Below are 25,938 nucleotides of genomic sequence, written 5' to 3'. Positions count from 1 at the left end.
AATCCAGGAATCTGGTCGAATGGACTGTATCCGCGAGGGCTCCTCAAAGGCCTCGCGGATACAGGGATGTCGCTCAGTCGTCGAGCGTGATCTCGTAGAGCGGAACGTTTGAGCTCGGTGAATTGCGAACCCCGTGGACCTTGCTGCCATAGGCCAGGATCGTGTTCGGGCTGATCATCGGAATGATGACGTTCTGCGCTTTGATCTTCTCGCCGATATCGAAATAGATTTTCTCCGCCTTTTCGGGCGCTGATTTGAGCGCTTCCGCCAGCATCGTCTTTGAGTCAGGAAGGACGAAGGAGGGGTCGGTGGCGGCACCCGCGCGCTTGGCCCAGGGTGTATCCGGGGCAAGGCCGAAGTAGTTCACATACTGGGAGGTGCCGTAGAAGTCGGGCGCGAAGAAGACGAAGGTGATCGGAATGTGATCCTTCGTCGCCGCCTCGCGCCAGTTCGGGAACTCGACGGGCTTGAGCTCCAGCTTGATGTTCACCGCCGCCAGATCCTGCTGGATCTTCTGCATGGCCAGGGTGAAATCGACGCCGTAGACGTTGAGCTTCGGATAGGTCGCCTCTAGCGTGAAGCCGTCGGCGTGCCCTGCCTTGGCCAGCAATTCCTTTGCCTTGTCGGGGCTGTATTCCGGGATCGAGTGCCCGGCCCCGCCCGGGAAGTCCAGAGGGAAGGGCACCGAGATCAGCCGGCCATTGCCTTCGCCCAGCGTGAAGTCGACAAGCGATTTGCGGTCGACGGCGAGCGAGATGGCTTCACGGATATCGGCCGTGATCGGGAACGGGTTGGCGACCGCGCCTGGGCTGATGGCGAGGTAGACGAAGTTGTTGGACGGAGCCGACTCCGTCTTCACGTTCGGACCGGTGAGCGTCTTGGCCGTTTCCGGATCGATGTTCATGGCGACGTCGGCCTGGCCGCTCTGCAGAAGCTGGGCCTGAGCCACGGCATCGCCGACCTGACGGATGACGATCTCGTCGACCTTCGCCGGCTCGCGCCAGTATTTCTCGTTCCGCTTCAGCCTGAGCTCGGCCCCCGGCTGGTAGGATTCGAGCACGAACGGACCGGCGCCGGCCGAGTGCGCGAGGAACCACGGTTCGGCCTGGTCCGACTGCGCGGCGTCGGCCGCTGCCGTGGCCTTGCCCTCCGACTGGGCGACGTCGCTGTTGATGACGCCAAAATAGCTCGCCGCCAGCACGTTCAGCAGTTCGGAATTGGGCTCGGCGGTCTTGACCACTACGGTCTCGGCGTCGGGAGTCTCGATCGACGAGATGCTGGCGGCGAGGTCGGACGGGCTGCCCTTGATGTTCTTCAGGCGCTCCCACGACCATTTCACGTCCTTCGCCTCGACCTTGGAGCCGTCGGAGAAAGTCGCTTTGGAATTGAGCTTGAAGGTGAAGACCGTCTGGTCGTCGTTGACCGTCCAGCTCTCGGCGATGACCGGAACCAGCTTGTTGTCCTTGTCCAGCGCCAGCAGCCCGTCATAGACGGCCGCATTGTAGATCATGCAGGTGTCGCACCAGCTCCTGTCGATATCGAGCGAATTGACGTCCATGTCGCGGGCGATGACCAGCGTCTTGGCCTCCGCCGGCATTGCCGTGGCGGCCAGGCCGCCAAGCATCGTCGCCGCCGCAAGGCTCTTCCAGTGTCTAGAAATACGGTTGAAGTTCCCCAGTCTCATTATCATGCTCCTTCTGGCATTTTTCAGTTCAGGCACTTTGGGCAATCAACTCCATCGCCTGGCGCAGTCTCTCGGCGGATCCCAGCGCGGCCTTGTTTAAAACGGCCGAAACGACAGGCGCCGAAAGGCTGCCGGTGACGTGGAGTATTTCGTGGTCGAGATCGTCGAAGGCGCGCGCCTGGATCTCGGCGATCCAGTGGCGGCCAAGCGAAAGGCCGCTCGCGACCTGTTCGACGATGATGACCCGGTTTGTCTTGGCTACGGACGACAGCACGAGAGCCCAGTCGGTCGAGAGTTGGCCGATGCTGCGCATGTCGATGATTTCGGCGTCGACGCCGGTTTCCTCCGCGACCTTCACGGCGGTGGGAACCATGACGGATGTCGCGAGAACCGTGCAGGCGCCGCCAGGCTGGACGATCTTGGCCTTGCCGAACGGGATGCAGTAGTCGCGCTCGTCGCGCGGAACCAGGCTTTCGCGCTGATAGAACTCGACATGTTCGATGATCGCGACGGGGTCGTTGGTCTTCAGCGCCGTGTTCAGCAATCCGACATAATCGAACGCCGTCGTCGGCGAGACCACGTGCCAGCCGGGGAACATCCTGAACAGCGCCGCCGGGTCGCTCGAATGCTGCGAGCCGTAGCCGGTGTGCGGGGAAACGCGCACCCGCATGATGAGCGGCACGGGAAATCCATCGCCGAACATGTGCCTCACCTTGGCGATGCCATTGGCGATCTGATCGGCCGCCACGAAGCAGAAATCGCCGAACATGATTTCGACGATGGGCCGCAACCCGCGCAGCGCAGCGCCAAGCGCCACGCCGGTGAAGCCGTTCTCGGCGATCGGCATGGCCAGCACGCGACCGGGAAACTGCTCGAGGGCGGACCGGGTAAAGCCGCTCACCCCGCCACGCAAGCGATGGACGTCCTCGCCGAGCACGATGATGGTCGGGTCGGCGGCCATCGCCGCGCCCAGCGCTTCGCCGGCAGCGGTGACGAACCGCGCCTTCACCAATTGGTCGGGCGCAAAATCTTCGATCTCGCGATATTTTAGCCCTTCGGCTTCGGCGGGCGGCGCCAGGATGCCGGTGTCGACGGACCGCGCGGCGGGCCAGAGGCCGTCCGGGATGCGAAGCTGGTTGCTGCCTGGCGCCGTTTCGGTCAAACGGCTGGCGGCCGACTGGACGACCGTCGTCACGCGCTCATCGATCAGGGCCAGCGCGGCGCTGTCGAGAATCCCCAGTTTGCCGAGGCGCGCCTCCGCCAGGCGAAGCGGATCGCGCTTCAGCCATTCCTGCTCTTCTTCCTTGCCGCGATAGCCAAACTCGCTTCCGGCCTTGCTGCCGCTCTGATGGAAGTATCGGTAGCATTTCGCTTCGATGACCACCGGGCCGCGCCCCGCGCGGATCGTCTCGACGGCGTCGGACATCGCGCGATGCACCGCGACCACATCCATGCCGTCGCATTCGATGCCGGTGAAGCCGAGCATCGGACCGCGCGAGCCGATCCGAGGTTCGGCCGTCACGTCGTCGATATGCGTGGACACGGCGTAGAGATTGTTTTCGACGAAGAAGATGACGGGCAGCTTGTAGGCGGCCGCGATGTTCATCGATTCATAGGTTGCGCCCTGCAGCGAGGCGCCGTCGCCGAAGAAAGCGACCGAGATCCCGTCCCTGCCGAGGATGTCGTCGGCAAGCGCGTATCCGACGGCATGCGGAATGTTGCCGCCGACGATGGCGCTGGTGCCGGCCACGCCGGACTCCGCGTGGCGCATATGCATCGAGCCGCCGCGGCCTCCGCAATAGCCCGGCGAGAGACCCATGATTTCGGCCATGAAGCGGTGCACGGCGTCATCCATCGGCGGCGTGAAGTCCTGGCTCAGTATGTCGAAATCCGGCTCGGTCTGCGCGTTGACCAGCTTGGTCAGCACCTGGTGATGCGCGCGGTGCGTGCCGTTGATCTGATCGCAGGCGCGCAGCATCGAAACGGCTCCCACGGCCGCCGCCTCCTGGCCGATGCTGGCATGGGCAGGGCCATGGATGAGGCCGGCCTTCTCCAGGTCGAGGATCTTTTCCTCGAAGCGCCGGATCAGCTTCATCTGGGCGTAGAGGCGAACCAGCTCTTGCGCGGGCAGGCTCGACCAGTCGGACTCGTCCGCTTCGATCCGGTACCACGGCGCCGAAGGCTTCAACTCATGCTTTTGGACCAACTCAACTCCTCCCCGGCATGCTTATTCTTCCAGCGCCAATCCCAATTCCGCGCGCCGGCGCAGCCATAGGCTTGCGCGGTAGCGAGGGTCCCGGGTGCGCTCATGCACCGTATCCAGGATGCGCAGAATGCGGGCAGGGCCGAGCTTGTTGCCCCATTCCAGCGGTCCGTGCGGGTAGCCGAGCCCCAGCCGCACGGCGGCGTCTACGTCCGCTGCCGATGCGATCTTCTGCTCAACGATCTCGCAGCCGATATTGACGATCATCGCCACGACGCGCTGGCAGACCGCGCCGCAGCTGTCGTTCACCAGCGTCGCCTTGCGGCCGGTGCTTTGGACAAGCGCGACAGCCGCGCTCCTGGCTTTTTCCGATGTCGCCGCAGACGCGACCAGCGTGACATGCCGACCCAGACCGAAATAGGAATCGTACCCGACGCATAGAGATGGGGACAAGCCGAGGCGGATCGCCGCGCCGGCGACATCCTCACCCTCCAGTCCCACGAGGATGAGATCATCCTGCTTGGGCGTCCGATCCTCGGGACTCAGGACCGTGGCGCCGGTCGACGCGACCAGCTTCTGCATATCGCCCGCGTCATTGTCGGCGAGCACGGCGACACGCTTCGGAAGTGCCGCGGTCTCGGCGGCCTGCGCGGTCTCAAGCGGCATCGCTTGCCGGTTGGCGTCGTAGCTGTAGAAGCCGCGTCCCGTCTTGCGGCCAAGCAGGCCTGCCGCCACGCGCTGCGCGGCGATCACGGAAGGACGGTAGCGCGGGTCCTGGTAGAACTGGGTGTAGATGCTTTCCATCACCGGGTGCGAAACGTCGAGGCCGGTCAGGTCCATCAGCTCGAACGGCCCCATCTTGAAGCCGGCCGCATCGCGCAGGATCGCGTCGATCTCGCCGATCGAGGCCACGCCTTCGCGCAGCATCGCCAGGGCCTCCGTGCCGAAGGCGCGTCCGGCGTGGTTGACGATGAAGCCGGGGGTGTCGGCGGCGACGACGGGACGATGGCCGAAGCGGGCGGCAAGGTCGACCAGCGCGCGCTCCACCTCGGGCGATGTGTGAGCGCCGGAGATGACCTCGACCAGTTTCATCACCGGCACGGGATTGAAGAAATGGTAGCCGGCGACCCGCTGCGGCCGTTTCGCCGCCGCCGCGATCGCCGTCACCGAGAGGGAAGAGGTGTTGGTCGCGATGATCGCGTCGGGCCCGACGATCTCCTCCAACGCCTTGAAGAGCTGACGTTTGGGCTCGATACGTTCGACGATGGCCTCCACGACCAGATCGGCGTCAGCCAGGCGGTGGAGGGTTTCGACAGGCGCGATGCGGGCAAGCAGTTTCTCGACGGCGTCCGGGCTGATTTTGCCTGCCTGCGCCCTGGCGCGCTGGCGCGACGCGATCTGCTCGACGGCGGCAGCTGCCTTGCCGGCCGCTTCATCGACGATCAGCACGTCAATGCCCGCCGCCGCCAGAACTTCCGCTATGCCGCAGCCCATCACTCCGGCGCCCACGACACCGGCTTTTTCGATCCGACTTGTTGAGACCCCTCCCGCGTCCGCCAAGTCAGCGCCCCTTGAACGAGGGCTTACGCTTGTCGATGAAGGCGCCAATGCCTTCCCGCTTGTCGGCGGTATCGAAAAGCAGTTGGAAGGCTTTGCGTTCCAGCCTCAACGCCGTCTCCAGCGGAGCGTCCTCGCCGTTGACGACGGCTTCCTTGATCTGCTCCACGGCCAGCGGCGGGAGACGGCTGATCTTCTGGGCGATCTGCAACGCCTGCTGCAAGGCCTGGCCCTCATCCGTGAGGGTACTGACGAGGCCGGCACGCTCGGCATCCTCGGCCGAAAACATGTCGCCGGTGAGAACGAGCATCAGCGTCTTGTATTTGCCGATCGCCCGCAGCAGCCGCTGGGTGCCGCCGGCGCCCGGCATCAAGCCAAGCTTGACCTCGGACTGCCCGAACGTGGCTGTGCGTGCGGCAACAATGATATCGGCGTGCATGGCAAGTTCGCAGCCGCCACCGAGCGCGAAGCCTTCGACCGCGGCAATGACCGGCTTCGGACATCTGGCGATCACATCCCAATAGCGGTGGGTGCGTTGCAGAAGCATATCGGCCGAGCCGAGTTTTTCGAAGGCCTTGATGTCGGCGCCCGCCACGAAGTTGCCGCCGCGCCCCGCAATCACGATCGCCCGGACTTCCGGATCCTCCGAAAAGCCGGCTACCGCGGTGGCCAGCTTCTCCCGCACTTCCAGATTGAGAGCATTGCGCGCTTCGGGACGATTGATTTCGACCAGCCCCACATTCTCGACAGGGCGGCTCTCGATGACAACGAGAGATTGATCGTTCGTGGAGCTCATTCGTGCCGCGTAATCAGCGAGTGGAATTTAATTTCATATCTGCGCGACTATAGTCAGCAGCCACGAAGGCCGCAAGGGTATTGTTCGTTGCGGCCGGCGCGATCTGGGGTGGTTTCGCGGGCGGGGCCGGTTTGTCGGCACGGCATTTTCCTCGCGTTCCGAGGCGCTTTCAGGTCCTTGGTCCAGGTCGTCGGTCCGTTACCCGAAATGTTTGAGTGTCCGTGCTTGTGGGAGCGCGGTGGCAGGACAAACAGGCAAGCAGAGTGGCGGAGCCAGGCCTGCGTTCCGATGATCGTTCGCCGATCAAACGACAAGCCCGCCGCGCAATTTCATGCGTTGGTAAAACGGTCGAGCACGTTGCGGGTGATCTGCTCGGTGAAGCGGTCGCCGCGCTTGAGGCCCATCACCCACTCGCAAGTCGCGGCGGTCAGCACTTCGCCTTTGCCGCGCGTCATGTGCACCATCATGCCGGCGCCGTGTTTATAGCGGGCAAGCCCTTCCGGCGTCACCTCGCCGGTGACGCATTTCACCAGGCCCTCATGGTCGCTGCTGCGGACATAGTAACGGAAGCCTTCGCCGTCCGGCTCGTCCTCGGCAAGCACCGCCGGCGCCATGGCGAGGATTTGGATCGTTTCCGGCTGACCGTCGACCGGGACAGGATAGGGGAGGCCATGCCTGAATGTGTAGTCGAGGCCGTCGACCTCGTAGGCGAAGATGCGCTCCTTGTCGCCGAAGATATCGGCATAGTGAAGCCCGGTGCGGGCAAACACCCAGTGCTCGGGACGGTAGACGGTGAAGCCCTTCTGGCCGTGCGGCGCGAAGCCGCCCCAGGACGCGTAGAGCCCATGCAATCCGTTGACGCCGACCGTCGAGGCGCCCGGCCAGGCAACGTCCTTGTCTTCCCATGCTGTCGACAGCAGATGCGCCTTATCGGTGCCGGCGACCGGGTCGTTGTTGATGGCGTTGAACTTGTGGCAGATCTGGCGCTTGCCGCCGTCCTCCAGGCGGATCTGCCAGAGGAAGTTGGCGCCGAAGCGCGCAAGCCTGCCGCCGCGTTCGACATAGGCTTCGACCGCCAGCCGCATCTCGCGGGTCCAGTATTCGTCATGACCGACAATGGTCACGCACGGATAGGCGTCGAGCAGCTCCGGCCTGTAGTGAAGGTCGGTCTGCGTGATCATGTCGAGCTCGTAGCCTTCCTTCTCCGCCCACAGCACGAAGTGGCGGTCGAACTGCGCCCAGCCGGCGGCGGCGTAATACTGGCCGAAGCCGTTGGCATAGGCCCATTCCTTCATCGGATAGCGCGGCGCGTCACCGAATTCCGGCAGCGGGTCGGCGCAGATGCGCGGCGCGCCAGGCGGCAGCCAGACGACGCCGCGGGTCCACGGGCGCTCGAGCGAAAGCACGGGCGAGGGCTGGTCCTTGCCCGGACCGGCAACACCGAAATAGTGGTTGGCGCCGCCGAAATCATTGTAGGCGGTCCAGGTGCCGGTCGGCAGGATCATTAGGATCTTGGCGCGGCGCGTCGCCGCTGTCGGACGCACGACGAAGAAATGGTGCTGGACGAACTTGCCGCCATTGGCGCGGGTGCAGGTCGAGACGACCCGGTAGAAGCCCGAGCGCAGATCGGCCGGCAGCCGCCAGCGGTGGCTGACGGGCCAGCCGCAGCCGGAGCGATATGCATCCGCCGGCGTCGGCGCGAAGACACCAGCGATGTCCTCGACCTTGCGGACGGTTTCCGGCCGATAGCCGTCGCGGTAGATCTCCAGCGTCCAATGCGGCGCGGTAGTCGAGGAATGGAAGACCACCTCGTCGCCCGGGTCATAGGACATCGTGTCCGTGTAGGTATAGACCTCGGGCAGGGCAGGGTCGCCGCGCGGCGCTTCGTACCAGGGGTTGGAGTGCCAATGCTCGTCGGCGGACATGGCCCAGGCTTTGCGTGGGCGGATGTTGACGGGGCCGAGTTCGGGCGGAACGAAATTGTCTTCACGGGACATTGGCTAGCTCACTCAGATCATCTGCAGGGAAGGTCGGTTAAAGCGTGTACGAGACGAGCTCGCCGGGCAGGCCGCGCGTCACCCAGAGCCGGCCGTCATGGACGCAGCAATTGGTCGGGTCGCCGCCCTCGCCGCAATCGATCATCTCGACCAGCCGTCCAGTGGTGTCGAGGATCGCGACCCGGTCGCCGGTGCTGCCGGTGACGTAGAGCAGGCCTTCATGGAAGACCATGCCGTCCGGATTGAAGCGGTCGTCGAAACGAACCCATTCGGTCATCGCGCCGACGCTGCCGTCATTCCAGTCGAAGCGCAGCAGACGATGCTCCATGGTGATGCCGACGATCAGCGAATCGTCGGGATGGAAGACAAGCCCGTTGGGAAAGCCGGTCATCTTGGCCAGGGCACGGACCTTCCGGTCCCGTCCCGCCGCAAGCAGCTGTCCGCCATGGTAGGCCGCGTCGTCGGCGCCCAGAACCTCCCAGTTCTGCGGATCGGTGAAGACGATCCCGCCTTCCGGCGTGAAGATCAAATCGTTTGGCCGCGAAGGCTTTGCGCCGGGCAGCTGGTCGGCGAAGTTTTCCCAGCGGCCGTCGAGCTCCAGGCGCTGGATGCAGCCGGGGATCAGCGGCGCGGCGAAATGCAGCTTCTCCAACGATTCCGGTGCAAGCCCGCCATTGTTGCAGATATAGAGCGCGCCGTCGGGGCCGAGCCGCATACCGTTCGGCGCGCCGGGAAGCGTGGCCAGCTCGCGCACGGCACCGTCCTTGAAGGCGCGGACCTTGGCGTGCAGCAGGTCGACGAAGGCGATCGAACCGTCCGGAAGCGCCACCGGTCCCTCCGGAAAGCCCAGGCCTGTCACGTGGATTTCCTTCGACCGTTTCATTGCTCCTCCCTCCCTTCGGTGTGCTTCTAACTGGCGGCGGCTAGCCCGCGTCGCGCTCGCACAACCTCGGCCCCAGCGCGCGCCGTCTCTTCGGGCGCGAGGTGGCAGGCCACCATCTGGCCGGTGCCGGGCATGGCGCGCAATGGCGGCACTTGTTCCCGGCAAATGTCGCGCGCCAGATGGCAACGCGGGTGGAACCGGCAACCGGATGGCACGTCGGCAGGATTGGGCGGATCGCCGGTGAGTATGATGCGCTTCCAGCCGACCTGGCGGCGCGCGGCAAGCGTCGGCGCGGCCGACAACAGCGCCTGCGTGTAAGGATGCAGCGGCCGCCGCATGATCTCGTCGGCCGTTCCTTGCTCGATGATGGTGCCGAGATACATCACAGCGATGCGGTCGGCGACATGGCCGATGACGTCGAGGTCATGCGAGATGATCAGGTAGGAGATGCCGCGCTTGCGCTGGATCTGCAGCATCAGGTTGACGATCTGCGCCTGGATCGACGGATCGAGCGCGGAAGTCGGCTCGTCGGCGACGATGATTTCCGGTTCGAGCGCCAGCGCCCTTGCAATAGCGATGCGCTGCAACTGGCCGCCGGAAAACTGGCCGGGCAGTTTTTGGATATCGATGTTCTCCAATCCGACGAAGGAGAGAAGCTCGCGGATGCGCCCCTCGAGCCCGGTGCCCAGCTTGACGCCATGCGTGTCGAACGGCTCGCGCATCACTTCGGCAATGGTCATGCGCGCGTTGAGCGAAGCGAGCGGATCCTGGAACACGGCTTGCAACCGGCGACGTATCGGCAGCATGCGCCGGCTGGCGAACCCGGTCACGTCGACGCCGTCGAAGCGCACGCGCCCATCCGTCACGTCGACCAGCTTGAGCGCCAGCCGGGCGAGAGTGGACTTGCCGCATCCGCTCTCGCCCACCAGCCCCAACGTCTCTCCCTTGCCCACGGTGAGCGAAACACCGGCCACCGCCTGCACGCCATGGCCGCCGCGGCGCTGCGAGAAGGTTTTCGAGACGGCATCAAGTTCGAGAAGCGCCATGGTCAGCTCCTCGCGATTTCAAGAGGCTTGGCTGCCTCGATCGGATGATGGCAGGCCAGCTCCACGGCGCCGAATTTGCGCCGCGGCGGCTCGACGGCCTTGCAGTCGTCTTGCGCGCGCGGGCAGCGCGGATGGAAGCGGCAGCCGGACGGGAAGGCGCCCAGCCCGGGCGCGCCGCCCACGATGGCGTTGAGATCCTGCTTGGCCGGCGTCTGCGAAATCATGGCGCTGGTCATCAGTGCCGCCGTGTAAGGATGCGAGGGCTGCAGCATGATGGAATCGGCCGGCCCGACCTCGGCGATACGGCCGGCATAGAGCACGAGGATGCGGTCGGCTACTTCGGCGACGACACCCATGTCGTGGGTGATCAGGATGATCGTCAGCGCCAGCTCGCGCTTCAGTTCGGCAAGCAGCTCAAGCATCTGCGCCTTGATGGTGACGTCGAGCGCCGTCGTCGGCTCGTCGGCGATCAGCAGGCTCGGGCCGGCCGCCAGAGCCATCGCGATCATGGCGCGCTGCCGCATGCCGCCGCTGATCTCGTGCGGATAGGCGGAGGCGACGCGGCGCGGGTCGGGAATGCGTACGCGCTCCAGCATTTCCACGGCGCGCTTGCTTGCCTCGGCGCGGCCGGCAAGGCCGTGCGCGACGAGGGTTTCCGCAATCTGGTCGCCGACCGGCCAGACCGGGTTCAGCGAGCTCAGCGGATCCTGATAGATCAGGCCGATCTCCGGGCCGCGCAGCTTGCGCAATTCGGCGTCGGGCCGCTTCAGCATTTCGCGATCCTTGAAGCGGATCGAGCCGGAGACGAAGGCGGTGGGCGGCTGCAATCCGGCGATCGACATGCCGGTCAGCGACTTGCCCGAGCCGGACTCGCCGATGATGACGAAGGTCTCGCCGTCGGCGACGTCGAAGGAAATGCCATCCACAGCGACGAGGTTCTGGCCCTCGCGCTGGAAACCGATTGCGAAGTCGCGGACCGAAAGGATCATGCGGCCCGCCTCGACGCGAGCGCGTCGCCGATCAGCGAGAAGGCGGTGGCGGTCAGCATGATCATGGTGCCGGGAAAGACCAGATACCACCAGGCCGAGCCGAAATAGGGGCGCGAGTCGCGGATCAGCAAACCCCATTCCGGCGTCGGCGAATTGGCGCCGAGACCGAGGAAGGAAAGGGCGGTGACGGCGACCAGCGCGTAGCCGATGTCGGTGGTGACGCGCACATTCACCTCCTGGACGACGAAAGGGATGATGTGGCGGCGCAGGATGGTCATCTCCGACACGCCGAGCGCGCGGGCGGCCTCGACATGCGGCCGCTCGCGCAGGCGCAGCACCTCGCCGCGCACCAGCCGCGCATAACCCGGCCACCAGATGATGGCGAGCGACAGCGCCACGCTGTCGAGGCCGCGTCCGATCGAGGCGGCGACGGCGAGCGCCAGCACCAGCGCCGGGAAGCCGAAGAACAGGTCGACGATGCGCATCATCAGGTTGTCGATGCCCTGGCGCGCCATGCCGGAGACCGCGCCGTAGATCACGCCGAACAAGGCGGAGGCAAAGACGATGGCGATCGCCACGCCGAGCGAATAGCGGGTGCCGTAGACGATACGCGAGAAGACATCGCGGCCACCCTCGTCAGTGCCGAAGATGTGCGTGAGGCTCGGCGGCTTCAGCCGGTCGGTCATGGCGAGCGCGATCGGGTCGTGCGGCGCGATCAGGCCGGGCAGAAGCGTAAAGGCCGCCAGGATCGCCAGCACCAGCAGCGCGAGCGGCAGCAGCACGCCTTTCGGCCTCGCGATGGTCCGGCGCGTAGGCTGTGTGGAAACGCTCATGAGCCGACACTCTGCACACGCGGATCGATCACCGGATAGAGCAGATCCATCACCAGGTTGATGATCACGAAGCCGGCCGTCGAGACGATCGCCAGCGCAATCACTGGCGAATAGTCGAAGACCTGGAACGACTGGTAGGCGTAGAGGCCGATGCCGGGCCAGTCGAAGATGACCTCGACCAGGATCACCCAGCTGATCATGTAGCCGAACTGCATGGTGGTCGCCGTCAGGATCGGCGACAGCGCATTGCGCAAGATGTGCTTGAACAGGATGCGATTGGGCGACAGGCCCTTGCCGCGCGCCGTGCGCACATAGAGCCGGCTTTGCTCCTGGATGAGGGCGGCGCGCGATAGCCGGGTGCCGACCGCAAGCAGGTTGACGACGATGGTCGCGGCGGGAAGCGCCAGGTGTTTCAGGCTGGCGAGAAAGGCCGAGAGGCTGCCGGCCAGCAGGGAATCGATGAGCAGGAAGCCGCTGACCACGGGCGGCGCCGTCTCGCGGATCGGGAAGCGCGCGCCGAGCGGCAGCCAATGCAATTTGTAGAAGAAGAGGAACTGCAGCGTCATGCCGAGCCAGAACACCGGGATGCCGGTGCCGATCATGGTGATGAGGCGGATCGCGCCGTCCACCGCGCCGCCGGGGCGGCGGGCCGCGAGCACCGCCAGCGAGAAGCTGATCGCCAAGTAGAGGACGAAGCTGACGATCAGGAGCTCCAGCGTGGTCGGCAGGTACTGCTTGAGGTCGGTGCTGACGCTGCGGCGTGTGCGGATCGACTCGCCGAGGTCACCCTTGGCGAGGCCGATCATATAGGTGGCGAATTGTTCCGGCAGCGGGCGGTCGAGACCGTGCTCGACGCGGATGCGCTGCACGGTCTCTTCGGAGGCGTTCTGGCCGGCCAGGAAGGCGGCGGGGTCGGCCGGGACGACACGACTGAGGAAGAAGGTTATGACCGCGACGGCGATGAGGACGACAAGACCCCAGACCAGACGCTTGAACAGGAAGGCGATCACAACCGTGCTGTCCGCATGCTCACCCCGCTGTTACTTGCTGTACATTTCCCAGAAGCGGGCGTTGATGTACTCGGCCGGGTCGATGCGGTAGCCGCCGATCCGGTCAGGTTCGGGCACCACGGTCTTCGGCCGCGCGGTCCAGATGATGTAGTGGGAGTCCACCACTATATCGGCCGCCTGCTTGAGCAGCTTGCCGCGCTCGGTCGGGTCGGCGATGGTCGGCAGCTTCGCCACGAGGTCCTGCAGCGTCTGGTCGAAGAATTTGCCAGAATTGTAGAACCCGCCCTTGAGATAATGCGCCGCGAAGAACTTGGTCGCGTCGGAGGGACTGAGATTGGCGTTGCCGAGCACGAAGCAGTTGCTCTTGTCGGATTTGATGGCGGTGATCGCCTCGACGAAGGGCTGCTCCTCGATCTCGACAGTGACGCCAAGCTGCTGGGCCGAGGATTGGAGAACGGTCGCGGCGAAGCGGAATTCCGGGAAGCCGGCGGGGACCGAGCATTTCATCTTGGCATTGGCAAGACCCGATTTGACAAGCGCTGCCTTGGCGCCGTCGAGATCGGTCTTGATCTCGGCCTCCTCCTTTTCCGGGCTGCCGGGGAACCAGGAGGGCACCGGGCCGCGGCCGACTTCGGCCTTGCCCTGGAAAGACTGCACCATGGCGTTGTAGTCGAAGGCCTTGACCAGCGCTTCGCGGAAATCCTTGTTGTTGGTCGGCGCCAGATCCATGTTGAGATAGATAGCCGGCCACGCCCATAGATTGTTGCCTTCGACCAGATGGAAGCCGCTGCTGGTGCCGATGCGCAGCGCCTCGTCGAGCGGCACGAAATTGGCGAGGTCGAACTCGCCGCCTTCGAGGCCGCGGGCGCGGTTGGCGCCGTCGGTGACGAAACGGTCGAGCACGCGGTCGAAGGGCTTTTCCGGGAACTTGCCCCACCATTTGTCGTTGCGCTTCAGCTCGATCTGGGTGCCGCGCGTCCAGGACACGAATTCGTAGGGGCCGGTGCCGTTGGCGTTCTCGTTGAACCAGGCTTGGCCGAGGTCGTCCTTGTGCTTGGCGATGTCCTCGTCGGACAGCATTTCGATGCGGCTGAGGTTGGACGCGAGGAAGACGGTCGGCGCCTTGGTCTCGATCTTGACGGTCTTGGGGTCGACCACGGTGACGCTGGCGATGTCGTCGACCAGGTAGGACTGCCCCTGGCCGATCTTCAGCAACCGGTCGAGCGTCGCCTTGACGTCGTTGGCGTCAAAGGCGGTGCCGTCGTGGAAGGTGACGCGGTCGCGCAGCTTGAAGGTCCAGACCTTGCCGTCCTGCTGCCATTCCGTCGCCAGCGCCGGCAGCAATTTGGACGGATCGGAGAGGTCGAAGTCGACCAGGCGATCGTAGATATTGCGGGTGACCGTGAGCTCCCAGTTCACGTTGGCCTTGGCCGGGTCGATGGTGCTCGGCTCGCCGGCATCGGCATAGACGAAGGTGGACGCGTCGTCGGCGAATGCCGAGTAGGAGACGCCGCCCATCAAAAGGCCGAGGGCCATTCCCAAAATCCCATAGCGAAGCTTCATTGTTCTCCCCTTATTTTTGACTTCTGGAAATAGAATATATCATATATGATGAAGGCCGCAAGCGCGCATGATGACGTTTCCGCGCCGCGTGGCGAGCGGTGAAATCGAGGATTGACGCAAGCGCTGAGGCACGGCGGAAAGGCTCGGTCCTCACGGCCAATCCGGAGATTTTCCTTGGATGAAGCGACGCCTGGATGTGGGTTTTCTTGAGAGTGCCGCCTAACGCGGCGACCGCCGCGAGGGCTCGTCTTCGGCGTTTTCCTTGCTCTCGATACCGGCGAGATGCTCGATGAATTTGCGGCCGCCCTCGATCAGGTCCTGTTCGAAGGCGCGGCGGAGCGCCGCCTCGTCCTTGGCGCGCAAGGCAGCGATCACGTTGACATGCTGGTGCTGGCCTTCATAGGTCGGGTGGCCATGCGGATAGAGCAGGCTGAGCAACGGGCCGGCCTGGATCCACAGCCTCTCGATCATCTCGATGAGATGCGGCATTTCCGATTTGCGATGGACCGCGAAATGGAAGTCGTAGTTGTACTGAAGCGCGGCCGCGTAATCCTTGGTGCGCTCAGCCTCGATCAGCTTGTGATGGATATCTTCGAGGGTTTTCAGGAACGGCTCGTCGATATGCGGCATCGCCTTGGCGGCGGCATAGGGTTCGAGCACCAGCCGGATGTCGCGAAGCTCCAGATATTCCTTGAGGCTGATCCGCCGCACGCGGATATAGTAACCCGGCTTCATCTCGAGCGCGCCGTCCTTGACGAGTTGGAAGATAGCCTCGCGCACAGGCGTCTCGCTGGTGCCGAGTTGCTGGGCCAGGTCGCGGATCTTCAGCCGGTCGCCGGGATGAAGCCGCGCCGACATCAACTCCTGGCGAAGACGCAGGTAGATCTGCGAAGACAGGCTCGTCGCCTGAATCTCAGGCAGGTTCTGCATTTTCAGCGGACTCGCTTTTGCATCTGGCCGACTGTCCTCATGACCATACAGCACCAGGCATGTCCATATCGCGTCCCCGGCAGCGTTCGAAAATCCGGTCCATAACGAGGCTCATCGCTCCTTGCGGCCACGCTCGTTAGCCGGGCAGCAAACCCGTCCCATAATTGCCGTAACGCTCGCCGACACGCAGCATTTCTTCTTCCGGGAGTAGCACCGGCTCGCCGCCTTGCAGCGCCATCAGGTACTGGCGCGCCAGGGTTTCGAGCTTCACCGTGGTCTGGAAGGCAGCTTCCAGCGTCTTGCCGATGGCGATCATGCCGTGATTGGCGAGCAGGCAGGCCGTGCGATCCTTGAGCGCCTCGACCGCCGATGTTCCGAGATCGACCGTGCCAAAGGTGGCGTAGCGGGCGCAGCGCACATCGGCGCCGCCGAAGGCCGCGACCATATAATGGAACGACGGCAGCGGCTTGCGCAGGCAAGCCAGCGCCACGCAGGCATCGGCATGGGTATGGATCACCGCGTTGGCGGCCCGATAGGCGTCGAGGATCGCGGCATGCATGTGCCATTCGCTCGACGGAATGCCGCCAATCGCACCGCCGTCGGCTTCGACGCGGACAAGCCTGGACGGCGTCAGATTGGCGCTGTTTGCCCCGGTAGGCGTGATCAGCATGCCGCCGGCAATCCGGCAGCTCACATTGCCGCTGTTGCCGTGATTGAAGCCCTCGTCCTGCAGACGCTTCACTGTGTCGACTATCGCCTGGCGCGGTGTGTCTTCGTCCATCGTCGTCAGTGCTCCGGATGCCGCATGGATTCCAGCGTCGGCAGGAACATGTCCACAGGGCCAAGCTTTCCCGATTTGAGGCTGAGGGCGACGATCTCGCCATCTTCCGTTGTCGCCCGCGCAATGCCAGGACCCTGGTAGGCGCCAACCCTCAAGCGATCTATTCCAAGCTGCTCGACGACCGTCCCTGACGTCTCGCCGCCCGCAACGAGGAAGCGCCGCACGGCGCGCTTGCGCAGTTCCACAGAGAGCCTGCCAAGAATAGCCTCGGCGAGGCTTGCTGCGCCTTCGCGCCCATGTCTTGCCTGTGCGGTGCCAACCTGCTCCGGGCCGGCGGAGGTGGCGATCGCGATCGGGCCGGCTTCGAGATGTGTGCCTGCCCAAGCGAGCGCCTCCGCAACCGCCGCATCGACGTTTCCGACCGAAGCGATGTCGATGCGATGCACCGGCCTTGCCTGCTCGAACGCAGCGAGCTGCTCCAGCGTTCGTTCCGCGCAACTGCCCGCCAGCACGACGCCCGGGCTTTCCACCGCCGGCAGCGGTCGCTTCGGCGGCGCGTGGTCCAGCCAGCCGCGCTCGCGCCAGAGCGCGGGATAGTGGCGCATGACCGGCGCATTGCCGGTCATCAGCGGCCAATCGACGGTGAGCGCCGCGACCGCGGCAAGATCTTCCGCATAGATTGCGTCCATGACGACGTGCCGGATGCCTTGGGCGGCCAGTTGGTCGACATAGGCGCGCCGGGTGGAAGGCTCGGCCCGGACGACATTGTGCGGCAACAGCCCGACGGCGAGTTTCGACTGCCGCTGCAGCACGCGAACGAGATTGGGGTCGGTCATCGGGGTCAGCGGATCGAACCGTTTGGGCGATTCCGAAACGAGCTGCGCGCCGACGAACAGATGGCCTTGGAAGACGCTGCGCGCGAGATCGCCGGAACTCGGGCAGAAGCCGGTGTGGGTGGCCCGCGTCAAGGCAAGCAGACTGTCGGCCACCGGACCGATATTGCCATCATCGGTAGAATCGAAGGTGGCGCAATATTTGAAGAACAGCCGTCTCGCGCCGATGTCGAGCAGCCGCTGCGCGGCATCTTCCGATTTCCGCACGGCCTCGGCGACCGGAACGACGCGGGTCTTTTGCGCGACGACCACAGCGGGCGAGTTGGCGAAATGCTGGACCAAAGCAGGCCTGGTCACGAATCCGCAGCTGACGCCGAGCGCCACCAGCATCGCGGCTGTCTCCATGCCGCCGGTGAGATCGTCGGCAACGATGCCGATGATGGGCTGCATTTTCTCCGCGTCCCCGAACTATTGTACGCGGATGATACATCATATATCGAATGCTGCAAACAAGTCTTGGCGAGTCGGGCGGCACGGCGCCAGACGGGGGCACCCTTCCATGGACCAACATTCGAAGAGCATCGACGGCGCCTTGCGTGCCCGCGCAAAGCGCGTCATCCCCGGCGGCATGTGGGGGCATCAGAATGCACCGCGCTTGCCGGCCGGCTATCCGCAATATTTCTCCCGAGCGCAAGGGTGCCGTACCTGGGACGCGGACGGGCGCGAGTACATCGATTTCCTCTGCGGCTGGGGGCCGATGATCCTGGGCTATGGCGACGCCGACGTCGAGGCGGCGGCCGACAGGCAGCGGGCGCTTGGCGATGCGATGAACGGGCCGAGCGAGCGGCTTGTCGAATTGGCGGAATTGATAGTCGAGACCGTCCCGCATGCCGATTGGGCGATGTTTTCCAAGAACGGAACCGACGCCACGACGGCTTGCCTCACGATCGCGCGCGCGGGCACCGGGCGCCGCAAGATCATGGTCGCGCGCGGCGCCTATCATGGCGCCATTCCCTGGTGCTCGCCATCGGTCGCAGGCGTTACCGAGGAAGACCGGGCGCATCTTGTCTATTACGACTACAACAACGTCGAGAGCCTCGAGGCCGCGGTCGAGCTGTGCAGGGGTGATCTCGCCGCGATCCTGGTCTCGGCCTTCAAGCACGACCTTGGCAAGCCGCATGAATTGCCGACCGTGGCGTTCGCGCGAAAGGCGCGGGCGCTCGCCGACGGCGCCGACGCAGCGCTGATCGTCGACGACGTCCGCGCCGGCTTCCGCCTAGACATGGGCGGCAGCTGGGAACCGGTCGGCGTGCGCCCGGATATGGCCGCCTGGAGCAAGGCGATCGCCAACGGCCATGCGCTGGCCGCTGTCACCGGCAACGATCGGTTCCGCGAAGGAGCGACACGCATCTTCACCACTGGCTCCTTCTGGACCGCCGGCGTGTCGATGGCGGCGGCGATCGCCACAATCCGGAAGCTGCGCACGGTCGATGCCGTGGCGCATATGCAGGTCATGGGCCAGTGTTTCCGCGACGGCCTCGACGCGCAGGCGAGGAAGCATGGTGTGCCGCTCATGCAGAGTGGACCGGTGCAGATGCCGGTGCTTTTGTTCGAGAACGATGTGGATCGGAAGCTCGGCGACACGTTCTGCCTGGAAGCGCTCGCCCGGGGCGTCTACTTGCATCCCGCACACACGCTGTTCCTGTCGGCTGCCCACCAGCAGGCCGATATCGATCAGGCGCTGTCGGTGACGGACGAGGCTCTGGCGGCGGTCGCGCGGCTGCTGGCCTGACAAGGGTTACGGCGCGACGAAGCCTTCGTGTCCCTGCAGGAAGCGCAGGAAATCCTCGCCGCCCAGGATGAGGTCCTGCTCCATGGCGGCGCGCGCCTTTTCCGAATTCTTCTCGCGCAAGCCCTCTATCACCGTCTCGTGCTGGGCGGCGCCGACATATTTGTGCTCGCCTTCCTTGAAGAAGACGGTCAGCATCGGCCCCATCGAGACCCACAGGCTCTCGATGTGAGCGACCAGCATTTCCATGCCGGAGAGCCGATAGACGGTGAAGTGGAAGTCGCGGTTGTAGCGAAATGAAAGTTCCGGATCGCTGGCTCGGTCCGCCTTTTCGAACACTTTCTGGATGGCGGTCAGCTTATCGATGTCATCCTTCGTCGCATTCTGAGCCGCGAGCCCGGCGGCAAGGCCCTCCAGCGACAGCCTTATGGTGCGGACCTCCATGTAGCGCGCCAGCGTCAGCGCCGGCACGGTGACGAAACGCCCCGAGCGCAGCTCCAGGCCGCGTTCGCTGACCAGCCGCAGGCAGGCTTCGCGGGCAGGGGTGACGCTGGTGCCGAGCTGGTCGGCGAGATCCTGCATCACCAGGCGCTGCCCCGGCCGGAACTGCCCCGCGATCAAGCCTTCGCGAAGGGCGACATAGGCGCGTGCGGAAAGGTTGCCTTGCTCGAGCGGCTGAATGTTCACGGCAAAGGTCTCCTCGGCATTGTTGTTTGGCGTCTTCTGCCGGCAGTGATTCTACAGGATATAACCAATAGACGCTTTTTCCTTCACTGTATTGTGGAGCCTGCTAGAGCAGGATGACGTTACGTTGAATCGTCATCCTGCTCAGCTGTTTGTTGGGAGCATGATCTTTTCCGAAAACCGGTTCCCACTTTTCGGGATCATGCTCTAAGCGAGCAGGGATTGGGCGACGCTTTCGACGCCGGGAGCGTCGAGCTTGTAGTGGCGATAAAGGTGGGTCGGCGGCGCGATCAGGCTGTATTCGTCCTTGATGCCATGCCGCACAAGCCGTGCGCCGCCGCCTTCCTCGGCCAGCACTTCGGCGACGGCGCCACCCAGGCCGCCGAGGATATTGTGTTCCTCAACGGTCAGGATGAAGCGCGACTTGCGCGCCGCTGCCATCACCGCCTCGCGGTCGAGCGGCTTGATCGTGTGCATGTCGATGAGGCCGACGGAATGCCCCTTGGCGTTCAATGCTTCCATCGCCTGTTTGGCCGAGTGCACCGCCATGCCGCAGGCGATGATGGTGAGGTCGTTGCCGATGCCGTGGACCACGGCCTTGCCGAATTCGAATGGCGCATCCTCGGCATAAACGACCGGGTCGTGGCCGCGCGAGATGCGGAAATAGATCGGCTGCGGATGGTTGACGGAAGCGCGCAGCGCCGCGGCGAATTGCGGGCCGTCCGCGGTGGAGACGACGGTGAGGTCGGCAATCGAGCGCATGATCGCGATGTCTTCCGTGGCGTGATGCGAGGTGCCGTAGAAACCGAGCGAGATGCCGGTGTGGTGACCGATCAGGCGAACCGGCTGCGCGCAATAGGCGACGTCCATGCGGATCTGCTCGCAGCAAAGCAACGCCAGGAAAGACGCGAACGTCGCCACATAGGGCATGACGCCGGTCGTCGCCATGCCGGCCGCGGCCGAAACCATGTTCTGCTCGGAAATACCGAATTGCGTAAAGCGCTCGGGAAAGCGCCGGGCAAAGCCTACCAGGCCGTTGGAATGCTGCAGGTCGGCGGTGCCGGCGACGACCGGATGGCCGGCTTCGGCAAGCTCGATCAGCGTGTTGGCCAAAGTGGCAAGCGAAGGCGCGCGCTTGTTCAACTCGCGGTACTGCCAGCTGTCGGGATGCAAGGCCGCGCTCATTCCGCACCTTCGAGGATCATATCGCGGGCACGCGCTTCGTCTTCCGGCGCGAGATAGCCGAGATGCCAGCCGGGTTCGGTTTCCATGTAGTCGATGCCTTTGCCCTTGACCGTTTTGGCGATGACGCAGCAGGGCTTTTCGCGGCCGGTGTCGGCCTTGACCTTGCGCAGCAGGTTGGCGAGCGCGACGACGTCGTGGCCGTCGACCTCATGCACTTCCCAGCCGAAGGCGCGCCACTTCTCATCGAGCGGTTCGACCGTCGCGACGTCGTCGACCTTGCCGTCGAGCTGGTAGCCGTTGCGATCGATGATCGCGACGAGCTTGCCCAACCGGTGGGTGGCGGCGCTGATGGCGGCCTCCCACACCTGCCCTTCCTGCATCTCGCCGTCGCCAAGCAGGACGAAGACGTTGAAGTCCTTTCCGTGGAAGCGGCCGCCCAGCGCCATGCCGACGCCATTGGACAGGGCATGGCCGATCGAACCGGAGCTGAAGTCGACGCCGGGCACCTTGCGCATGTCGGGGTGATCGCCGAGCGGGCTGCCCAGGCGGGTGTAATCGTCGAGCCAGGAGCGGTCGAAGAAGTCGAGATCGGCGAGGATCGGAAACTGGCCGACCGCCGCATGACCCTTGCCCATCAGGAAACGATCGCGTTCCGCCCAGCCCGGCTCGCCGCGGCGCAGCCGCATCGTGTCGTAGTAGAGCGTCGAGAAGATCTCGGCGCAGGAGAAGACCGACGAGTAGTGGCCGACCTTGGCGATCGAAATCAGCCTGATCGTCTCCAGCCGCACGAAGCGCGCGCGCTCGCGCAGGCGGGCAGCCTGTTCGTCCGATATCCCGTCATTGCCGCCGTTGCTCGGCCATCGGCTCGCGCCTGAGGACGCCATGCTCAATCTCCTCCGTTTCCAGTTATCCGACCCTCGACAACTTATAAGTTATAAGATATCTGATTCAGCCGCAAGAACAATCATCGGCTCTTAGGGAACAGGAAATGCTGCACAATTCGGCTCGGGCAATCGACATGAGCCTGCATCTGCATTCGCAGACGGACCCGCGGCGGCACGAGCAGGATGGGCCGCTGATCATCTCGGGCGGCGACGGCGTCTATGTCCGCGATGATGCCGGAAACCGCTATATCGAAGGCATGGCCGGCCTGTGGACGGCGTCGCTCGGTTTCAACGATCAGAGATTGGCCGCCGCTGCGGCTGCCCAATTCGCCAAGCTCGCCAACTACCATACGTTCAACCATCGTTCGAACGAGCCCTGCATCGATCTGGTCGAGCAGCTCGCGGCGGTCTCGCCAATTCCGGACTGCAGGATATTCCTGGCCAATTCGGGCTCCGAAGCCAACGACTCCATGGTCAAGCTTGCCTGGTACTATCAGGCGGCGCGCGGCAAGCCTGAGAAGCGGCGCATCATCAGCCGCAACGGCGCCTTCCATGGCAGTACGGTGATGGGAGCTGTGCTGAGCGGCCTGCCGCACATGCACCGTTCGTTCGGCATGAACACCGCTGACGTCCTTTTTGCCGGCAAGCCGCATTTCTACCGCGAGGCGCGGGACGGGGAGAGCGAGGAGGCGTTCGCCGACCGGCTGATCGCCGAACTGGAGGCGATGATCCTGGCGGCCGGCCCCGAGACGATCGCGGCGATGATCGCCGAGCCGGTGATGGGGGCGGGCGGTGTCGTCGTGCCGCCGCAAGGTTACTTCCCCAAGCTGCGCAAGCTGCTCGACGAGCACGACATCCTGCTTCTGGCCGACGAAGTGGTCTGCGGCTTCGGCAGGACCGGCAATTGGTTCGGCAGCCAGACTTTCGGTTTCAAGCCCGACATGTTCTCGGTCGCCAAGGGTCTGTCCTCGGGCTACCTGCCGATCGCGGCGGTGGTCGTGTTGGACGCGACCTACCAGGCGATCGCGGACGAAGGGCACCGGAACGGCGTCTTTGGGCACGGCTTCACCTATTCAGGCCATCCCGTCGCCTCGGCCGTCGCCGCCGAAGCGTTGCGCATCTATCACGAGATCGATGTCGTCGGCCGTGCCCGGACGCTGGGCGCGCAGATGTTGGAAGCGCTTCGCAACGCGCTTGCCGACCATCCGATGGTCGGCGAGATCCGCGGTGTCGGCCTGCTGGCCGGCATTGAGCTGGTCGCCGACCGGCGCACCAAACAGGGTTTTCCGGCCGAGGCCAGGGTTGGCGCGCAGGTTGAACGCGCTTGCCGGCAACGCGGCATCATCCTGCGCAACATGGGCGACGTGTTGGCGCTCTGCCCGCCTTACATCATCGAGCCGGACCAGATCGACGAACTCGTCCGCGCGCTTTTTCTCGCTATCGAAGACACCAGGGAGAGCCTCTCGCTCTGAGGCTTGGCTGCCATGACAATCACCATCAGACAGGACAAAAGCATGTACCCAGAAGTCGAGCTTTTCATCGACGGCAAGTGGGGACCGGCGGCTGGCGGCAAGACGCTCGAGGTTCGCAATCCCGCCACTGACGAAGTCATCGGCTCGGTTGCGGTGGCTGGCGCCGCCGATCTCGACCGGGCGCTCGCAGCAGCCGAACGCGGCTTCAAGGTCTGGCGCAAGGTCTCGGCCTTCGAGCGCGGCAAGGTGATCCGAGAAGCCGCACGGCTGATGCGCGAGCGTGCCGGCAGGATCGCCGGCCTGCTCAGCCTCGAACAGGGCAAGCCGCTGAGCGAGGCGACGATCGAAGTTCTGGCCTCGGCCGATATCCTTGACTGGTTCGCGGAGGAGGGGCGTCGCACCTATGGGCGCATCGTGCCGGCGAGAGCCAGCAACGTTCATCAACTGGTCGTGCGCGAGCCGGTCGGGCCGGTCGCGGCGTTCACGCCGTGGAACTTCCCGGTGTCGCAGACGATCCGCAAGATCGGCGCCGCGCTCGCCACCGGATGCTCGATCATCGTCAAGCCACCGGAAGAAACGCCTGCCTCGCCCGCCTGCCTCGCCGACGCCTTCAAGGACGCTGGGCTTCCAGACGGCGTGCTTAATCTCGTCTATGGCAACCCGCCGGAGATTTCGAGCTACCTGATCCCGCATCCGGTGATCCGGAAGGTGTCCTTCACAGGCTCCGTCCCCGTCGGCAAGCAACTCGCGGCGCTCGCCGGCCAGCATATGAAGCGCGTAACGATGGAACTCGGGGGGCATGCGCCGGCGATCGTCTTCGACGACGCCGACCTCGACAACGCGGCGGCCCTGCTGGCGGCTGCCAAGTTCCGCAATGGCGGCCAGGTGTGCGTCTCGCCGACGCGTTTCCTTGTCCAGGACAAATCCTACGCGCCGTTCGTCGACAAGCTCGTCGGCCATGCGCGCGCCATCAAGGTCGGCGACGGGCTGACCGACGGCACCCGCATGGGGCCATTGCTCAATGAACGGCGGCTGCAAGCCGTCGAGGCGATGATTTCCGAAGCGGTGGCCGAGGGCGCCAAGCTCGAGACCGGCGGCAAGCGCATCGGCAACAAGGGCGCTTTCTTCGAGCCGACCGTGCTCAGCGACCTGCGCCCCGGGATGCGCATCATGAACGAGGAGCCATTCGGTCCGGTGGCGCTGGCGATGCCGTTCGCGACGTTCGACGAGGCGGTGGCCGAGGCAAACCGGCTGCCCTACGGGCTCGCGGCTTACGCCTTCACCCGTTCGCTGAAGACGGCGACCGTGCTTGGCGCGGAGATCGAGACCGGCATGCTGACGACGAATCATCTCGGCCTGGCGCTGCCGGAAGTGCCCTTCGGCGGCGTGAAGGACAGCGGCTACGGTTCCGAAGGCGGCTCGGAAGCGCTGGAAGCCTATCTCGTCACCAAGTTCATCAGCCAGGCGGGATTCTAGTGGTTCGCGCCTGGGCTAGGCGAACATCTCGGTGTGTTGTTCGAGCTGCAGGCGGGTGCGACGGATGTGGCCGTAGAGGATGAGGCCGGCCTGTTCGCCGTCGCGACGCTTCAGCGCCTCTAGGATCAGTCGATGCTCGTGATGCACCGCCGCCATGCCGCCCTTGCCGACCGATGCGGCGAAAGCGCGGCGGTATTGCTGGGTGGTGTTCCAGAATTTGTGGATCATCTGGACGAGCTGAGGCATCCGCGCGCCCTCGTAGCTCAGGAGATGAAACTCGCGGTCGAGCTGCAGGAACTCGTCGATGCCGTCGGTGGCCTCGATGCGCGAGACGAGGTCTTCCAGGCGCGCAAGCGTTTCGGGCGAAAGGTTGGCGCTGCTTTCGGACAGCGCCAGCGGCTCCAACCGCTCGCGGATCTTGTAGATCTCGATGCATTCGGCGCGGTCGAGCTTGGAAATCCAGGCGCCGCTGTTGGGCACGAGGATGACCAGCCCCTCGCTTTCCAACTGCCTCAGCGCCTCGCGCACCGGAATGCGGCTGATACCGTACTCTTCGGCGAGCTCTTCCTGGCGGACGCGGCTGCCCGGCCGCAGCCGCCCCGACAGGATGGCGTCGCGCAGCGCATCGGTGACGCGGCCGCTGGCCAGGGCGGCGCCGTTGCCCTCGGTTCCGCCGCTTGTGCGTCTGCCGGCCATGATCTCAATTCCCCGCATCATGTCGATCCCGAAGATGTTAGTGCATCGGCGAGCGGGTGGGAATCGGCACGAACCAACCACTCACAGATGAGGGCTGACGGGATGCCAGAGCCGGCGGTCCGTCTCGCGCTCATAGGCCTTGCCCTTGGGAAAGGAGACCAGCTCGAGCTGCATGCCCCAGGGGCTGAGGAAATAGACCCAACTCTGACCGGCGCTCGGCCCCTCGATGCGCACCGTCGGCTCGCCGAGCACACGCACGCCATGCGATCTGAGATAGGCGACAGTCTCGCCGATATCGTCGACATAGAAGGCGAGGTGGTGTCCGCCGACGTCACTGTTGCGGGGCTGGGTGCCGTTCCGGCCGGGGGCGGAATATTCGAAGATTTCGAAGTTGGAGCCGTGACGGCAGCGCAGGAATTTGAGCCGCTTCATCACCGTCCGGGGGTGGACGTTGAGATGGGTTTCCATCCAGTCGCCGTCGGAGTGGAAAGGCCCGAGCTCGTAGAACGGCTCGCAGCCGATCACCTCGACGAAGAAACGGACGGCTTCGTCGAGGTCGGGCACGGTGAAACCGATATGCTCGGTGCCGCGCAGCCCGGGCAGGCCTTTCATGGTATCCGTCGCTTCCATGCTCATGATCGGTACGA

Annotated in this window: 22 protein-coding genes; 3 read left to right on the top strand and 19 right to left on the bottom strand. The window is 64.7% G+C overall.

The window, feature by feature from the left end; genetic code table 11:
- Positions 1 to 73: 73 nt before the first annotated feature.
- From FJW07_RS16520 to otnK, 14 genes are all read right to left on the bottom strand, one after another.
- Entirely contained in the window at positions 74 to 1,624 is a 1,551-nt protein-coding gene (locus FJW07_RS16520) for an ABC transporter substrate-binding protein (RefSeq protein WP_226892237.1), read from the bottom strand.
- Between the two features lie 88 nt (positions 1,625 to 1,712).
- Positions 1,713 to 3,890: an alpha-ketoacid dehydrogenase subunit alpha/beta gene (locus FJW07_RS16515; protein ID WP_181182653.1), complete on the bottom strand. Its 2,178-nt coding sequence runs from the start codon at positions 3,888 to 3,890 to the stop codon at positions 1,713 to 1,715.
- A 21-nt stretch (positions 3,891 to 3,911) separates the two neighbouring features.
- Positions 3,912 to 5,447 (bottom strand): 3-hydroxyacyl-CoA dehydrogenase, encoded by a 1,536-nt coding sequence (locus tag FJW07_RS16510; protein ID WP_281405336.1) that lies wholly within the window; start codon positions 5,445 to 5,447, stop codon positions 3,912 to 3,914.
- A gap of 1 nt (position 5,448) precedes the next feature.
- Complete coding sequence (locus FJW07_RS16505; RefSeq protein WP_140784199.1) at positions 5,449 to 6,240, bottom strand: enoyl-CoA hydratase-related protein; 792 nt, start codon at positions 6,238 to 6,240, stop codon at positions 5,449 to 5,451.
- A 329-nt stretch (positions 6,241 to 6,569) separates the two neighbouring features.
- A complete protein-coding gene (locus tag FJW07_RS16500; protein WP_140857601.1) occupies positions 6,570 to 8,237 on the bottom strand; it encodes a N,N-dimethylformamidase beta subunit family domain-containing protein in 1,668 nt (555 codons plus the stop codon).
- Between the two features lie 37 nt (positions 8,238 to 8,274).
- Positions 8,275 to 9,120 carry an SMP-30/gluconolactonase/LRE family protein gene (locus FJW07_RS16495; RefSeq protein WP_140784197.1) on the bottom strand — a complete coding sequence of 282 codons (846 nt, stop codon included), beginning with the start codon at positions 9,118 to 9,120 and terminating at the stop codon, positions 8,275 to 8,277.
- A 26-nt stretch (positions 9,121 to 9,146) separates the two neighbouring features.
- Positions 9,147 to 10,166 (bottom strand): ABC transporter ATP-binding protein, encoded by a 1,020-nt coding sequence (locus FJW07_RS16490; protein WP_246680777.1) that lies wholly within the window; start codon positions 10,164 to 10,166, stop codon positions 9,147 to 9,149.
- A gap of 2 nt (positions 10,167 to 10,168) precedes the next feature.
- A complete protein-coding gene (locus FJW07_RS16485) occupies positions 10,169 to 11,155 on the bottom strand; it encodes an ABC transporter ATP-binding protein (RefSeq protein WP_140707781.1) in 987 nt (328 codons plus the stop codon).
- Complete coding sequence (locus tag FJW07_RS16480; RefSeq protein WP_140707779.1) at positions 11,152 to 11,988, bottom strand: ABC transporter permease; 837 nt, start codon at positions 11,986 to 11,988, stop codon at positions 11,152 to 11,154. The genes FJW07_RS16485 and FJW07_RS16480 overlap by 4 nt, the downstream gene beginning before the upstream one ends.
- Positions 11,985 to 12,998, bottom strand: a complete 1,014-nt coding sequence (locus FJW07_RS16475) for an ABC transporter permease (RefSeq protein ID WP_140784196.1) — start codon at positions 12,996 to 12,998, stop codon at positions 11,985 to 11,987. The genes FJW07_RS16480 and FJW07_RS16475 overlap by 4 nt, the downstream gene beginning before the upstream one ends.
- Before the next feature lie 30 nt (positions 12,999 to 13,028).
- Positions 13,029 to 14,534, bottom strand: coding sequence for an ABC transporter substrate-binding protein (locus tag FJW07_RS16470; protein WP_246680776.1), 1,506 nt, complete (start codon positions 14,532 to 14,534; stop codon positions 13,029 to 13,031).
- Positions 14,535 to 14,780: 246 nt separating this feature from the next.
- A complete protein-coding gene (locus FJW07_RS16465) occupies positions 14,781 to 15,491 on the bottom strand; it encodes a GntR family transcriptional regulator (protein WP_140857597.1) in 711 nt (236 codons plus the stop codon).
- A 136-nt stretch (positions 15,492 to 15,627) separates the two neighbouring features.
- Positions 15,628 to 16,272: a class II aldolase/adducin family protein gene (locus tag FJW07_RS16460; RefSeq protein ID WP_140707773.1), complete on the bottom strand. Its 645-nt coding sequence runs from the start codon at positions 16,270 to 16,272 to the stop codon at positions 15,628 to 15,630.
- A gap of 5 nt (positions 16,273 to 16,277) precedes the next feature.
- Positions 16,278 to 17,555, bottom strand: coding sequence for a 3-oxo-tetronate kinase (otnK, locus tag FJW07_RS16455; protein ID WP_140857595.1), 1,278 nt, complete (start codon positions 17,553 to 17,555; stop codon positions 16,278 to 16,280).
- Positions 17,556 to 17,664: 109 nt separating this feature from the next.
- Here otnK and FJW07_RS16450 point away from each other — a divergent pair, with 109 nt between their 5' ends.
- The gene (locus FJW07_RS16450; RefSeq protein ID WP_210239883.1) at positions 17,665 to 18,897 is read left to right on the top strand and encodes an aminotransferase class III-fold pyridoxal phosphate-dependent enzyme; all 1,233 of its coding nucleotides are present in this window, start codon (positions 17,665 to 17,667) and stop codon (positions 18,895 to 18,897) included.
- A 6-nt stretch (positions 18,898 to 18,903) separates the two neighbouring features.
- Here FJW07_RS16450 and FJW07_RS16445 read toward each other — a convergent pair whose 3' ends face one another.
- From FJW07_RS16445 to FJW07_RS16435, 3 genes are all read right to left on the bottom strand, one after another.
- The gene (locus FJW07_RS16445) at positions 18,904 to 19,581 is read right to left on the bottom strand and encodes a GntR family transcriptional regulator (RefSeq protein WP_140707769.1); all 678 of its coding nucleotides are present in this window, start codon (positions 19,579 to 19,581) and stop codon (positions 18,904 to 18,906) included.
- Positions 19,582 to 19,785: 204 nt separating this feature from the next.
- Positions 19,786 to 20,763 (bottom strand): transketolase C-terminal domain-containing protein, encoded by a 978-nt coding sequence (locus FJW07_RS16440; protein ID WP_140707767.1) that lies wholly within the window; start codon positions 20,761 to 20,763, stop codon positions 19,786 to 19,788.
- Positions 20,760 to 21,647, bottom strand: a complete 888-nt coding sequence (locus FJW07_RS16435; RefSeq protein WP_140857593.1) for a transketolase — start codon at positions 21,645 to 21,647, stop codon at positions 20,760 to 20,762. The genes FJW07_RS16440 and FJW07_RS16435 overlap by 4 nt, the downstream gene beginning before the upstream one ends.
- A gap of 104 nt (positions 21,648 to 21,751) precedes the next feature.
- Here FJW07_RS16435 and FJW07_RS16430 point away from each other — a divergent pair, with 104 nt between their 5' ends.
- On the top strand, positions 21,752 to 23,119 hold the full coding sequence (locus FJW07_RS16430) for an aminotransferase (RefSeq protein WP_140857591.1): 1,368 nt from the start codon (positions 21,752 to 21,754) through the stop codon (positions 23,117 to 23,119).
- Positions 23,120 to 23,161: 42 nt separating this feature from the next.
- A complete protein-coding gene (locus FJW07_RS16425; RefSeq protein ID WP_140857589.1) occupies positions 23,162 to 24,595 on the top strand; it encodes an NAD-dependent succinate-semialdehyde dehydrogenase in 1,434 nt (477 codons plus the stop codon).
- Positions 24,596 to 24,610: 15 nt separating this feature from the next.
- Here FJW07_RS16425 and FJW07_RS16420 read toward each other — a convergent pair whose 3' ends face one another.
- Positions 24,611 to 25,291: a GntR family transcriptional regulator gene (locus FJW07_RS16420; RefSeq protein ID WP_140857587.1), complete on the bottom strand. Its 681-nt coding sequence runs from the start codon at positions 25,289 to 25,291 to the stop codon at positions 24,611 to 24,613.
- Positions 25,292 to 25,372: 81 nt separating this feature from the next.
- A complete protein-coding gene (locus FJW07_RS16415) occupies positions 25,373 to 25,903 on the bottom strand; it encodes a VOC family protein (RefSeq protein ID WP_140857585.1) in 531 nt (176 codons plus the stop codon).
- Between the last annotated feature and the right edge of the window lie 35 nt (positions 25,904 to 25,938).

The organism is Mesorhizobium sp. B3-1-9, from assembly GCF_006439595.1.
Taxonomy (GTDB): domain Bacteria; phylum Pseudomonadota; class Alphaproteobacteria; order Rhizobiales; family Rhizobiaceae; genus Mesorhizobium.
Note: the sequence above shows the minus strand (reverse complement) of the source record. Positions and strands in the feature narration are given on the sequence as shown.

Bases quoted from the DNA above. Each gene is read 5' to 3' on its own strand.
- FJW07_RS16520 (WP_226892237.1), bottom strand. From the start codon at position 1,624: ATGCTTGGCGGCCTGGCCGCCACGGCAATGCCGGCGGAGGCCAAGACG.
- FJW07_RS16505 (WP_140784199.1), bottom strand. From the start codon at position 6,240: ATGAGCTCCACGAACGATCAATCTCTCGTTGTCATCGAGAGCCGCCCT.
- FJW07_RS16500 (WP_140857601.1), bottom strand. From the start codon at position 8,237: ATGTCCCGTGAAGACAATTTCGTTCCGCCCGAACTCGGCCCCGTCAAC.
- FJW07_RS16495 (WP_140784197.1), bottom strand. From the start codon at position 9,120: ATGAAACGGTCGAAGGAAATCCACGTGACAGGCCTGGGCTTTCCGGAG.
- FJW07_RS16490 (WP_246680777.1), bottom strand. From the start codon at position 10,166: ATGGCGCTTCTCGAACTTGATGCCGTCTCGAAAACCTTCTCGCAGCGC.
- FJW07_RS16485 (WP_140707781.1), bottom strand. From the start codon at position 11,155: ATGATCCTTTCGGTCCGCGACTTCGCAATCGGTTTCCAGCGCGAGGGC.
- FJW07_RS16480 (WP_140707779.1), bottom strand. From the start codon at position 11,988: ATGAGCGTTTCCACACAGCCTACGCGCCGGACCATCGCGAGGCCGAAA.
- FJW07_RS16470 (WP_246680776.1), bottom strand. From the start codon at position 14,534: ATGGCCCTCGGCCTTTTGATGGGCGGCGTCTCCTACTCGGCATTCGCC.
- FJW07_RS16465 (WP_140857597.1), bottom strand. From the start codon at position 15,491: ATGCAGAACCTGCCTGAGATTCAGGCGACGAGCCTGTCTTCGCAGATC.
- FJW07_RS16460 (WP_140707773.1), bottom strand. From the start codon at position 16,272: ATGGACGAAGACACACCGCGCCAGGCGATAGTCGACACAGTGAAGCGT.
- otnK (WP_140857595.1), bottom strand. From the start codon at position 17,555: ATGCAGCCCATCATCGGCATCGTTGCCGACGATCTCACCGGCGGCATG.
- FJW07_RS16450 (WP_210239883.1), top strand. From the start codon at position 17,665: ATGGACCAACATTCGAAGAGCATCGACGGCGCCTTGCGTGCCCGCGCA.
- FJW07_RS16440 (WP_140707767.1), bottom strand. From the start codon at position 20,763: ATGAGCGCGGCCTTGCATCCCGACAGCTGGCAGTACCGCGAGTTGAAC.
- FJW07_RS16435 (WP_140857593.1), bottom strand. From the start codon at position 21,647: ATGGCGTCCTCAGGCGCGAGCCGATGGCCGAGCAACGGCGGCAATGAC.
- FJW07_RS16430 (WP_140857591.1), top strand. From the start codon at position 21,752: ATGCTGCACAATTCGGCTCGGGCAATCGACATGAGCCTGCATCTGCAT.
- FJW07_RS16425 (WP_140857589.1), top strand. From the start codon at position 23,162: ATGTACCCAGAAGTCGAGCTTTTCATCGACGGCAAGTGGGGACCGGCG.
- FJW07_RS16420 (WP_140857587.1), bottom strand. From the start codon at position 25,291: ATGGCCGGCAGACGCACAAGCGGCGGAACCGAGGGCAACGGCGCCGCC.
- FJW07_RS16415 (WP_140857585.1), bottom strand. From the start codon at position 25,903: ATGAAAGGCCTGCCCGGGCTGCGCGGCACCGAGCATATCGGTTTCACC.